A 12,427-nucleotide genomic window follows, 5' to 3' on the forward strand; every position below is an offset into this window, starting at 1 on the left:
CTCGATCGAAACCGCCTCAGTGCTTGCGGATCTTCTCGACGATCGCCGTGGTCGAGCTGTTCTCCACCAGGCCCAGCACTTTCACGGTGCCGCCGTAGGCCTTGACGATATCGGCGCCGACCACCTGGTCGATGCCATAGTCACCGCCCTTGACCAGCACATCGGGCTTGACCTGGCGCAGCAGATTCTCCGGTGTGTCCTCGGGGAAGCTGATCACCCAGTCCACGGCACCGAGGCCAGCCAGTACCGCCATGCGCCGGTCGACGCTGTTGATCGGCCGGCCCGGCCCTTTCAGGCGGCTGACCGAGGCATCGTCGTTGATCGCGACGATCAGGCGGTCACCCTGGGCACGGGCCTGTTCCAGGTAGGTGACATGGCCCGCATGCAGGATATCGAAGCAGCCATTGGTGAAGACGATCTTCTCGTTGTGCGCACGGGCATCGTCAATGGCCAGCAACAATTGCTCCAGCCCCAGGACGCCACGCTCGGAGCCCTCCTCACGCTGGATCGCCCGGCGCAGCTCGGGCGCGCTGATGGCCGCGGTACCCAGTTTGCCGACGACGATACCCGCGGCCAGGTTGGCCAGGGCCACCGCGTGAGGCAGGTCCTCACCGGCGGCGATGGCGGCTGCCAGGGTGGAAATCACGGTATCGCCGGCACCGGTGACGTCGAACACCTCACGGGCGCGGGCCGGCAGGTGCAGGGCCGGGTGGCCGGTACGCAGCAGGGTCATGCCATGCTCGCCGCGGGTCACCAGCAACGCGCCCAGGTCCAGCTCTTCCAGCAGCCCCAAGCCCTTGGCCACCAGCTCGGTTTCATCGGCGCAACGGCCGACGATGGTCTCGAACTCATTGAGGTTAGGGGTGATCAGGCTGGCGCCACGGTAGATCGAGAAGTCCTTGCCCTTGGGGTCGGCCAGCACCGGAATGCCTTTGGCACGGGCGGCCTGGATCAGGGACTGGTGGTTTTTCAGCGCGCCCTTGCCGTAATCGGACAGCACCAGCACCTTGACGCCTTCGAGCAGGGTATCGACCTCGGCGCCCAGCGACAGCGGGTCGGTGGCGAAGGGCTCTTCGAAATCGATGCGCAACAGCTGCTGGTGACGGCTCATGACCCGCAGCTTGACGATGGTCGGCTGGTGCGCGATGCGCTGGAAGATCGAGCGAACACCGGCGGCTTGCAGGCTGTTGGCGAGGCTGTCGGCGGCCTCGTCCTGGCCGGTGACACCGACCAGCGAGGCTGGCGCGCCGAGGGCGGCGATGTTCAAGGCCACGTTGGCCGCGCCGCCGGGACGGTCCTCGATCTGGTCGACCTTGACCACCGGCACCGGTGCTTCAGGCGAAATACGTGAAGTACCGCCATGCCAGTAGCGGTCGAGCATGACATCGCCGACCACCAATACCGGGGCTTGATCGAAACGCGGCATGGACAACTTCATGGGCAACCCATTTTGGAAATAGTGAACAGGGGCAGGATATTAGCACAGGGTTGCGCAGGGCTTTACGGCCAACCGCGGCAATGCTGTATCGATTGACCGGCGAGACCTGCAGGGCCTCGCCGTGACACGGATCAGGTGATATCGGCCTTTTGTGCTTCGTCCAGCCCCATGGCGTGCAGACGAGCATAATGGCCATTGGCCTGGAGCAGCTCGGCGTGGGTGCCACGCTCCACCAGGCGGCCCTGATCCATGACCAGGATCAGGTCGGCCTTCTCGATGGTCGACAGACGGTGGGCGATCACCAGGGTGGTGCGCCCCTCCATCACATGGTCGAGAGCGGCCTGGATGTGACGTTCGGACTCGGTGTCCAGGGCCGAAGTCGCCTCGTCGAGGATCAACAGCGGTGCGTTCTTCAGCAGGGCCCGCGCGATGGCCAGGCGCTGGCGCTGACCACCGGAGAGCAGCACACCGTTCTCGCCGACTTCGGTATCGAAGCCTTTGGGCAACTGGTCGACGAACTCCTTGGCGTAGGCGTCGGCGGCAGCCGCCTCGATGTCCGCGCGGGGCGCGCCCGCCAGGTCGCCGTAGGCGATATTGTTGGCCACGGTGTCATTGAACAGGGTGACATGCTGGGTCACCTGGGAGACATGGCGGCGCAGGTTGCGCAGGCGATACTGCTCGATCTCCACGCCGTCCAGCAGGATCTGCCCTTCGGTGTGGTGATAGAACCGTGGAATCAATGCCGCGAGCGTCGACTTGCCGCTGCCCGAGCGTCCTACCAGGGCGATCATCTGCCCTGGCTCGGCGGTGAAGTTGATATCGCTAAGCACCTGGCGCTCGGTACCGGGGTAGGTGAAGCTGAGGTTGCGTACCTCGAGGCGCCCCTCGACCCGCTCCTTCTCGACGGTGCCGGTATCGACCTCGGGCTTCTCGTCCAGTTGCTCGAAGATGCTCTCGGCGCCTGCAAGGCCCTTCTGGATGGTCGAGCTGACTTCGGACAGCTGGCGAATGGGCTTGGGCAGCAGGCCTGCGGCGGTGATGTAGGCCACCATGTCACCCGCCGAGGCATCGCCACGCAGGAACAGCACCAGGAACATCAGCGCGGCCATGGCGGTGTAGATCACCAGCTGCAGCAGCGGCGTGTACAGCGCGCCGGTCTTGGTCATGCGCAGCTGCTTGTCGGTGTTGCTCTGGCTGGCCGCGCCGAAGCGACGCTCTTCGTAGCCCTCGCCGCCGAAGCTGCGCACGACCCGGTAGCCCTGGATGGTCTCGGAGGCCACGTGGGTGACATCCCCCATCGCCACCTGGATCTTCTTGCTCTGCTTGCGGAATTTCTTGCTGGCGGTACTCACCATCACCGCGATCAGCGGCAGGATCGCCACCATCACCAGGGTCAGCTGCCAGTTCATCCACAGCAGGTAGGCAAACAGGAAGACCACGGTCAGACCTTCGCGGATGACCACCTTGATGGCATCGGTGGCGGCACCGGTGACCATGGTCACGTTGAAGGTGATGCGCGAGATCAGGTGTCCGGAATTATGGTTGTCGAAGTAGCGGTTGGGCAGCACCAGCAGCTTGTTGAACAGCTCGACCCGCAGGTCATGCACCAGGCACAGCGATACCTTGGCCAGGTAGTAGTTGCCGAGGAACGAGCCCAGGCCCTGCCAGGCGGCGATCAGGATGATCAGCAGCGGCACCGCCTGCAGCAACTGCAAGTCGCGCAGGTAGGGGACACCGGGGAACAGGACCGCCTGCGGATTGCTCAGGCCATCGACGAAATACTTGAGGATCCCGGCCAGCATCGGCTGGGTGGAAGCGAAGATCACGAAACCGACGATGCTCAGCAGGAAGATGCCGATGTAGGGTTTGACGTAGCCCAGCAGGCGCAGATAGATCTTCAGGCTCGCGGGAGGAGACGATTCGGGAACTGTCATGAGAATCCGTCGGGTCAAAAAGAGTCGGGATTATAACACACGCGGTGTCTCGCACCGCCCGCTGCAGGTAAGATAGGCGGCTGTCCCGAACCATGGCCCCGGAGGCTTGATGCAAGCACTTGACCACGCCCGCTACCTTGCCCTGCGCGAGGGCGCCCATGTCCTCGAGGCCGACGGCACCGGCGACAAGGTCCTGCGCCTGCGCGATGGCTCGATGTTCAAGCTGTTCCGCCGCAAGCGCCTGATCAGCTCGGCGGCGTGGTACCCCTACGCCCGGCGCTTCGCCGACAACTGCAAGGCCCTGGCCGAACGTGGCATTCCCTGCCCGCAGGTCATGGCGGTGTACCGTATCGCCGAGATCGCCCGCGACGCCGTGCACTACGCGCCGCTTCCCGGCCACACCCTGCGCCAGCTGCTGGAGCAACCCGGCGCGCATGCCGGGCTGCGCGACCAGCTCGGGCGCTTCATCGCGAAACTGCATGAAACCGGGGTGTACTTCCGCTCGGCGCACCTGGGCAACGTGGTGCTCACGCCCGAGGGCACGCTGGGGCTGATCGACGTCGCCGACCTGCGCACGTATTCCACGCCACTGCGCCGGTCGCAACGCCTGCGCAATTTCCGCCACATGCTGCGCTACCGCGAAGACCGTGAGTGGCTGCTGGCGGACGGCGACAATGCCTTCGTCGAAGCCTACCTGGCCAGTCAGCAAGTGTGCCGGCGCCAGGACCTGGCCAGCGCCCTGGCCTGAGCAACTCGCCTGAATGCAAAAGGGGCTGCGAAGCAGCCCCTTTTGCATTCAGGCCGCGCAGATCAGCCTTTCGAGCGTCGCTGCTGCACACCACGGCCAAGCACCATCGCCGCCGGCAGCAGGACCAGAGGCCACAGCTCGTCGGGGTTGCCGATCAGCTTGCTGCCATCGAAGTTGAGCATCACCAGGGCGCAGGCCAGGTACATGCCCCAGGGGTCGCGCAGGCGCACGGCCTGGACCAGGGTCATCGCCACGATGACCAGGAACAGCACCAACGACACACCGCCGGTGTAAAGGCCCAGGGCAACGAAGATGTTGTGCGGGTGCTGGATCGGCATGACGCCTCCCAGCAGCTTGTCGGTATGGAACTCGACACCACAGCCCACCAGCCAGCCACAGTTTTCCCACTCGCCAACCATCACATGGAACAGCTCGCTGCGATAGGAATCACCGCGCGCGAACAGCGAGTGGAACCACGCCGCGTCCTTGACCAGCCACAGGGCCACGCCGCCGAGCACCGCGAACAGCAGCAGCCACGGCCCGGCAACACGCGGGAAGCGCCACAGCGCCCAGCAAGCCCAGGCGGCGAACAAGAAGACTGCGCCGACCATAGCGGTGCGCGTCTGCAAGACGAAGGTGATCGCCACCACCGACAGCACCACCGCACAGAACGCCTCTATCCAGCGGCGACGGTGCAGCCACCCAGGCATGGCCAGCGCCAGGGCGCAGAGCAGCCAGATGCTGGTGTAGATCACGTTCTGCATGCGCGCCGGCATCAGGTCGACCCGCTCGCCAAGGGCATGAATGCCGGTCATGTAGGCGTATGCCGCAAAGCCGAAGATATACAGGCAGATGGCCCAGAACAGCACGCGGGCAAACACCTCGGAGCGCAAGAAGCTCTGGTTGGTCAGTCCCGCGACGACAAGGACGAACAGCGTCACGTAAATGATGTGCTTGTAGAACTGGCCCTCACCGGCAATCGTCGCCGGCACCAGGAACCACAACATGAACACTAGCCAGGCCACCCCCAGCTTGTCGCGCAACAGCCCTGCTCCACGCTCCTTGATCAGGAACACCAACCCCGGCAGCGCGATGAACGCATAGAAGATGTTGTTCGTCCATTTCGACGAGTCCATCAGCACGAAGCTGGCCAGGAAGGCGATCAGTGCCGCGCTGAAATAACGCCGGCTCGTGCTGCTGTCTCTGGCAATCCCTTCAAACATCCTTCAACACCCATCCAAGCAATAATCCGATAACCAGCACGGCGAGCAGGCGGATACGATCCATCCGCTTGCGCCGTGCCTTCTTGATCTTTTCTTCCGGCATTTCCACGTGCTCACCGAAGCCGGTGTGCAACACCGCGTCGTTCTCCAGGATCAACGCGTAGCGGTTTCGCTCGGCATACAGCCGCGAAAGGCTCTTTTCACCGGAGTGCGCGGCATAGGGCGCGTGAGCCTGGTAGTCGGCGAGCCGACGCAGGCCCGGGTTGAACGAAAACCCTTGCCATTCGGCCTTGTGCGAGCCCAGCTTGTGGAAGGCGATGCCCTGCTGCACCTGACGCTCTTCAAGGAACACATAGGGGCTGTGCACCTGCAGGTCGTGATTGAAACTGCGCAGCCAGACCTGCAGCGCTTGCGGGTCGGCCTCCAGCAGCGCCTGGGATTCCTCGATGAAACCAGGTCGGTAGAACGCCCAGTCATCTTCGCAGTGGAACACCCAGAAGGTCTTGACCTGGGCATAGGCGGCATCCACCGAACGCAACTGCCCAAGCTTGGGGTTGTTGACGATGAAAGTGGTGTGCTCGCGCCAATGCTCGGGAATGCAGCTGCGCACCGCCTCGTCACCGGAGTCTTCGGTAATGAACACTTCACGGATGGGCGCGGTGTTGTAGCGATCGAAGGTCTCAAGGGTGCGCTTGAGCAGATCGAAACGACCACAACTGGTCACCACCAGCGTGATCTCGCTGTTTTCACTGAAGATCATGGCTTCCTCGATGTATTTAGGGCTTAACGCGACAGGCCGATGGCCAGCAACAGGCGCTCCAGCAGACCGGGCTTGGCGGCCGGGCGCAATGGTACGCGCATGGCCTCGGTAATCGCCCGCCCAAGCGCGTGGAAGGTGTAGCGCTGCTCGGCCAACTGCTGACCGTTGCGCGAGATGCTTTCGGCGAGCGCGAGGTCGCCACGCAACAGGGCCAACTTCTCGCGCAGTTGCTCGACGTCGCGGTAGAGCACGATGTTGTGCATGTCTACGAAGCCCAGTGCCTGGTTCTCTTCCTCGCCCTGGTCGTAGGCGAACAGGACGCAGCCACAGGCCATGGCTTCGAAATTCTTGATCATGTACTCGCCCATGCCGACATCGGCACTGACGAAGAAGCGGATCCGGCTGAGGGTCTGGCTGTACTCCTCGCCGGATTTGGTGCGGGTGATCAGCAGGTCTTCCACCGCCGCGATCGACTCGAGCATCTGCTTGCGCCCGGAGTAGGCCACGCTGCGCAGGCTGCCGACGAACGCCAGCTCGATGTCGCGCTCGCGGTTTTCATTGCGCAGCAGTGCCTGGTCGTAGCCCTTGGGCACGAACACCGCGTCGAAACCCTCGTCGCGCAGGCGCCGGGTGACGACAGCGCCGGAGCTGATGACCCGCGCCCACGGCAGCTGGCGATAGTACTCGCTGAACTTGCCGGTGTACTTGCAGGGGATGTAGTTCTGGTAGGCGTCGTGCTCGAGGATCACCAGGTTCGGCACCGTGCGGATGAAGCGCGCCTGGCGGATCTCTTTCTTGAAGCGCAGGAAGAACAGGATGCGATCGTACTGCCCGACCTGTACATGCTCGCGGAAATAGCTGCGCAGATCAGCCTGCTGGTCACCGGTGAGCCAGCGGATATCGCACTCGCAGTCGGCCGCGATGCCTTCGTAAAGACGGTCCAGGATGGCGCGTTGCTCTTTCTGGACCAGGAACAGGACTTTCACCGTGGCTCTCTCTTGTCGATCACTGTGCCGACCCACAACAGCTCGTGCCGGCGCACTGCCTTGCGGAAGAATTCATTTTCACCGAATGCCGGCCAGCGCCGGGCGGCCAGGCAGCGCTGCAGCAAGCGGCGGATGCGGCGCTTGAGCGGGGGGGCTGGCTGCAGGTCGTGCATCATACCCAAAGCGATGGCCTTTTGCCGCTGCATTTGCGCACTGACCCCCAGCGCCCATGGCCGCATGGGCAGGCCTGCATCGAAGAAGGGCGGCAAGGGCACGCCCGTACCAGCGTCACCCATCGGCCACCGATCGTTGTCATGCAGGTGGTTGGCATAGAACAGCAGGGTCTGCGGCTGCCAGCTTGCGCCCTGCAGCGCCTGCTGCAAAGCGTCATGGGCGCACACATGATCCGGGTGCGGATCGAGCGCCGGATGCGGCATCACGATGGTCTCCGGACGCGCGCGCTCGATCAGCTCGCGCAGGTCCTGCACCAGGTTGCTCCAGGTCGGACGACCATCGGCATCGCTGCTCAGCGCCACCTCGTTGAAGCGGCGGAACGGGCGGGTATCGGCCAGATCCGCTTCCCGCGAAGGGACCACCGTATCGGGGGCGGCCTGCATGGCTGGCAACTGCATGCAGAAGTAGCCCAGCTGCACGCATTGCGAGGAAGGCACACTGGCCCAACGCGGCACGGCGATGCTGTCCCAGCTGCGCAGCTCGCCTTTCAGGCGGGCCGCTTCGGCCAGGCCGATGCCGAACGTATCGCGGTAGTGTTCGTTTTCGATCTCGCCGGCGGTCAAGGTCACGATCCAACTGCTCCCGGCCTGGGCATAGGCGGCGAAGGCCGCCAGCTCGGCGTCGTCGGCATGGGGCGCAATGACCATCATCGAACCGGCCAGGTAGTCGGGATGACGAAACACCAGCAGCTCCATTTCCGGCGCGATGCGACAGTGCCAGCCGCTCAGCCGCAGCCGGCCGGCAGCCAGCGCCTCGGCCTGGCCGCCCAGATTGAGGTAGCGCACACCCTGAACGCCTCGCTCGAAGGCCTGGCAGTCGGCAACCCCACCCTCGATGCGCACCGCCGGATCGAACAGGCGCCCCAACCAGCCGGCCCTCAGCGTCACCCGCAACAGCAGGGTTTCACTGCCGTCCAACCGACAACCGGCTGGCAAGGCCAGCGTGCCGCCCTGCTCACGCAGTGCGTGGCGCTCGCTGGCCTGCAGGTCGTACTGGTAGTCGCTGCCGGGCACGTAGAACAGATGGTCGCTGAACCAGGCCTCGTGGGCCACCCACAGCAACACCGCCAGTACCGGTGGCAACCACCACGCCGACAAGGCCGACAGCAGGAGCAGGACAAGCGCCACCAGCAGGATCACCCGCTTGCGCTTGCGATGGCGTTTGAGCAGTTGCTGCTTGTGAGCGCTCATGTTCAGACCTGGAAGACGTTGACGGGATTGCACCAACGGTCCTTGTACTCACGGTCGGCCCGGCCGAACGAGAACCGCAGCGCCTTGCCGCGGGCATTGGCATCTTCCCAGGCGGCCTGGGTATTGAGGAAGCTCAATACGCTGCCGGGGCTGAACGCCTTGGTCTCGGGGTCGACGCCGCCGTTGACGTATTCCACGCTGATCCACTCCGGCGCCTCGACACGGTACACCAGCTGAATCGCGATGGGCGCCCCTTCAAGGAACAGCACCGAACCGATCAGCAGCCCGCGCAGGCGCTCGATCACTTCGGCCATGCGGGCCGCGCCGGTCGCCGGGAACCCCCAGCGCCGCTGGAACAGATCACAGTACATCGCCGCGATTTCGGCTGCCGTGAAATCGCCGATCGGTCGCACCTGGCCGCCAGCCTCTTCCAGCAGGCGCAGCTCGCGTCGCTGGTTATAGCGGAACTTCTTCGACAGATCCTCGTGGGGCCGCGCCATGGCCAACTGTTCGGGCTGCGCCTTCAGGCCGCTGAAACGGCCCTGGCTCAGCGCCGACAGGTAGCGCCCGGCATGGCGCAACGGAGCCCCGGCATCAGCCGCCGCCGGCAGGATGAGCTCGGCATTGCCGAGGTCGAACAGACCTTTCTTGCCAGCGCGCTTGAGCACGTCCTTGGACAGCGCCAGGTGACGCCCCCAGGTCGGCAGCGCGGCCTTGAGCTGACCGTCCTGAAACCACCCCAGGTAGCGCACCGGGATCTGTGCCAGGTCCGCCAACTGTTCGACCACCTGCGGATGCGTGGCGACGCTGCCGCCAAAACGCTGCCAGGCAGCGCTGTATTCGGCCGCGTCGATCACTTGCCAGCCGCGTTCGCGCCAGGCCTGGAGGTGATTGAGCATCACGCCTGCGCCACCAGCGCACGAACCTGCGGCAACTGCCAGAAGGCATCGCGTACCGCCTGGTCGCTGAAACGCTGCCTCAATCGCTGCAGCATGTGCTCGGCACAGACCTCGCGCTGCTGCGCATCCAGGCCGGCCATGTGCTTCAGGCCCTGGGCCAGCTGCGCGGCATCACCCAGCGGGAACAGCACGCCGACGCCCTCGACCACCTCACGGGCACCGCCGCAGGCCGTGGCCAGCACCGGTACGCCGGCGACCATGGCTTCGAGCAGGACCATGCCGAACGGCTCGTGGTCCGAGCTCAGCGCGAACACGTCGAAAGCCTGGAAATAGCGGCGCGCGTCCGGCACCTGGCCAAGGAAGTCGACCTGGCCGGCAATGCCCAGCTCGCCAGCCAGCGCCTTGAGCTCGGATTCCAGGCGCCCTTTGCCCAGAATCACCAGGCGCGCGCCGGCCGGCAGGCCCGGCAAGGCCTCGGCGAATCCACGCAACAGTGTCGCCTGGTCCTTGTCCGGATGCAGACGACCGACATTGCCGACCACCCAGGCCTGCTCGTCCAGGCCCAGGGCCCGACGAGCCTCGTCACGCGGCACCAGGCTGGAGCGCAAGGACTCGACGTCGATGCGGTTGTAGAGGGTCTGGATACGCTCGGCGGGCCACTGCGCCAGGCAGCGGCGCATGTCGTCGCGCACCGCGTCCGACACGCCGAGCAGGCTCAGGCGTTTGCGCAGCAGGTTGGCGAACAGCCGCCGGCCTTTGCGCTCATAGTCGCCGAAGGCATGGTGCACGCCGATCACCGGCAGGCCGGTTCCCAGCAGCGCGACATAGATCGGCTTGAAGCGGTGGGCGATGCAGAAGCTGAAGTTGCGCTGCGCGGCAATCTTGCGCAGCGCGCGGATGGCGCCCAGCTTCAGGCCGCGCACGGCCTTGGAACTGAACTCCAGGAACAGCACCTCGTCCGAGGCGCAGCCCGCCGCGACCTGCGCGTCGGCTGCCCCGGTGAGGAACACGGTGGTCACCTTGTAGCCGCTGCCCTGGAACAGGCTGGCGTACTGACGGGCGCAGTCGAGAAACGGCCCGTCATAGCCATGGCAGAACTGCAGGATGCGCGGTTCAGAGCGGCTGGTCATAGAGCGCGGCGCCGTCCTTGACCACCAGGATGTCTTCCATGATCAGGTACTGCAGGTCCGAGCCGAAGAACATGTTCAGGGCATCGGTCGGCGAGCAGATCATGGGTTCGCCACGACGGTTCAGCGAGGTGTTCAGCGACACGCCGTTGCCGGTCAGGTCCTCGAGCGCCTTCATCATGTCGTAGTAGCGCGGATTGTACTCACGCTTGAGCACCTGGGCGCGCGAAGTGCCGTCCTCGTGGACCACTTCCGGCACACGGGTCTTCCACTCTTCGGCGACTTCGAAGGTGAAGGTCATGAACGGTGCCGGGTGGTCGATCTTGATCATCTGCGGGGCGACGGTGTCGAGCATCGACGGGCAGAAAGGCCTCCAGCGCTCGCGGAACTTGATCTGGTGGTTGATGCGATCGGCCACGCCTTCCACGCTCGGGCAGCCGATGATCGAACGACCACCCAAGGCGCGTGGACCGAACTCCATGCGCCCCTGGAACCAGGCCACCGGGTTGCCATCGACCATGATCTTGGCGATCTGCTCTGGCATGTTCTCGAGCTTGCGCCATTTCGGCTGGCTCGGGTGACGGGCACAGGCGGCGATCACGTCTTCATTGGAATACGCAGGGCCGAGGTACACGTGCTCCATCTTCTCGACCGGCACGCCACGGGCGTGGGAGACGTAGGCGGCAGCGCCCACCGCGGTACCGGCGTCGCCGGAGGCCGGCTGGACGAACAGCTCTTTCACGTCGTCGCGGGCGATGATCTTCTGGTTCAGCTTGACGTTCAGCGCGCAGCCGCCGGCGAAGGCCAGCTTGCCGGTTTCCTTCAAGGTGTCGCCCAGGTAGTGGTCGATCATCTGCAGGGCCAGCTTCTCGAACAGCGCCTGCATGCTGGCCGCGTAGTGGATGTACGGCTCGTCGGCGATGTCGCCTTCGCGCTTCGGACCCAGCCACTCGATCAGCTTCGGCGAGAAGTAGAAGCCCTTGCCCTTCTCTTTATAGCGGCGCAGACCGATGACGTTGGCGTACTCGGTGTTGATCACCAGTTCGCCATTCTCGAAGCTGGCCAGACGCGAGAAATCGTACTTGCTGGCATCGCCGTACGGCGCCATGCCCATGACCTTGAATTCGCCGTCGAGCATCTCGAAACCGAGGAACTCGGTGATCGCGCCATACAGGCCGCCCAGCGAGTCCGGATCGAAGAATTCCTTGATCTTGTGGATCTTGCCGTTTTCGCCGTAGCCGAAGAAGGTGGTGGCGTACTCGCCCTTGCCGTCGATGCCGAGGATCGCGGTTTTCTCTTTGAAACCCGAGCAATGGTAGGCGCTCGAGGCGTGGGCCAGGTGGTGCTCGACCGGCTCGATCTTGATCTTCTTCGGATCGAAGCCCAGCTGCTCCAGGCACCAGACGATCTTCTTGCGGTAGCGCTTGTAGCGACGGTTGCCCATCAGCAGCGCGTCGAGGGCGCGGTCCGGGGCGTACCAATAGCGCTTGGCGTAGTGCCAGCGGGCCTTGCCGAACAGGCTGATCGGGGCAAACGGAATGGCCACCACATCGACGTCCGACGGCTTGATGCCGGCCTGCTCCAGGCAGAACTTCGCCGACTCGTAGGGCATGCGGTTCTTCGCATGCTTGTCACGCACGAAGCGCTCTTCTTCGGCGGCGGCAATCAGCTTGCCGTCGATGTACAGGGCCGCGGAAGGGTCATGGCTAAGGGCGCCGGACAGGCCAAGAATCGTCAGTGCCAAGGGTCTAGCCTCTCAAATCGGTATGAAGTGCGCCAACGGCCATTCAGGCGGATGGCGGCTAAAGGGCGGGATTATAACGCAAAGATGGCGGACACACCGCCCCCTTGTAGGAGCGGCCTTGTGTCGCGAAAGGGGCGCGCAGCG

The 12,427-nt window shown here is 64.5% G+C and carries 10 protein-coding genes; 1 reads left to right on the forward strand and 9 read right to left on the reverse strand.

What is annotated here, in order from left to right; translation table 11 throughout:
• Positions 1-16: 16 nt before the first annotated feature.
• Positions 17-1,438 (reverse strand): bifunctional D-glycero-beta-D-manno-heptose-7-phosphate kinase/D-glycero-beta-D-manno-heptose 1-phosphate adenylyltransferase HldE, encoded by a 1,422-nt coding sequence (gene hldE, locus N7422_RS25855; RefSeq protein ID WP_279809183.1) that lies wholly within the window; start codon positions 1,436-1,438, stop codon positions 17-19.
• Between the two features lie 131 nt (positions 1,439-1,569).
• Positions 1,570-3,372, reverse strand: a complete 1,803-nt coding sequence (msbA, locus tag N7422_RS25860; RefSeq protein ID WP_279809184.1) for a lipid A export permease/ATP-binding protein MsbA — start codon at positions 3,370-3,372, stop codon at positions 1,570-1,572.
• Positions 3,373-3,481: 109 nt separating this feature from the next.
• Here msbA and N7422_RS25865 point away from each other — a divergent pair, with 109 nt between their 5' ends.
• Positions 3,482-4,120, forward strand: coding sequence for a phosphotransferase (locus N7422_RS25865; RefSeq protein WP_279809185.1), 639 nt, complete (start codon positions 3,482-3,484; stop codon positions 4,118-4,120).
• 62 nt (positions 4,121-4,182) lie between these two features.
• Here N7422_RS25865 and N7422_RS25870 read toward each other — a convergent pair whose 3' ends face one another.
• The 7 genes from N7422_RS25870 to N7422_RS25900 are packed head-to-tail and all read right to left on the reverse strand — an operon-like array spanning position 4,183 to position 12,283.
• Positions 4,183-5,343: an O-antigen ligase domain-containing protein gene (locus N7422_RS25870; RefSeq protein WP_279809186.1), complete on the reverse strand. Its 1,161-nt coding sequence runs from the start codon at positions 5,341-5,343 to the stop codon at positions 4,183-4,185.
• Positions 5,336-6,103 (reverse strand): glycosyltransferase family 2 protein, encoded by a 768-nt coding sequence (locus N7422_RS25875; RefSeq protein ID WP_279809187.1) that lies wholly within the window; start codon positions 6,101-6,103, stop codon positions 5,336-5,338. The genes N7422_RS25870 and N7422_RS25875 overlap by 8 nt, the downstream gene beginning before the upstream one ends.
• Positions 6,104-6,126: 23 nt before the next feature.
• Complete coding sequence (locus N7422_RS25880) at positions 6,127-7,089, reverse strand: glycosyltransferase (RefSeq protein WP_279809188.1); 963 nt, start codon at positions 7,087-7,089, stop codon at positions 6,127-6,129.
• Positions 7,086-8,513, reverse strand: coding sequence for a PIG-L family deacetylase (locus N7422_RS25885; RefSeq protein WP_279809189.1), 1,428 nt, complete (start codon positions 8,511-8,513; stop codon positions 7,086-7,088). Before N7422_RS25885 ends, N7422_RS25880 begins: the two co-directional genes overlap by 4 nt.
• 2 nt (positions 8,514-8,515) lie before the next feature.
• Positions 8,516-9,412, reverse strand: coding sequence for an antimicrobial resistance protein Mig-14 (locus tag N7422_RS25890; RefSeq protein WP_279809190.1), 897 nt, complete (start codon positions 9,410-9,412; stop codon positions 8,516-8,518).
• Positions 9,412-10,542: a glycosyltransferase gene (locus tag N7422_RS25895; protein WP_279809191.1), complete on the reverse strand. Its 1,131-nt coding sequence runs from the start codon at positions 10,540-10,542 to the stop codon at positions 9,412-9,414. Before N7422_RS25895 ends, N7422_RS25890 begins: the two co-directional genes overlap by 1 nt.
• A complete protein-coding gene (locus N7422_RS25900; RefSeq protein WP_279809192.1) occupies positions 10,526-12,283 on the reverse strand; it encodes a carbamoyltransferase in 1,758 nt (585 codons plus the stop codon). Before N7422_RS25900 ends, N7422_RS25895 begins: the two co-directional genes overlap by 17 nt.
• Between the last annotated feature and the right edge of the window lie 144 nt (positions 12,284-12,427).

It is taken from the genome of Pseudomonas sp. GD04091 (genome assembly GCF_029836165.1).
Taxonomy (GTDB): Bacteria; Pseudomonadota; Gammaproteobacteria; order Pseudomonadales; family Pseudomonadaceae; genus Aquipseudomonas.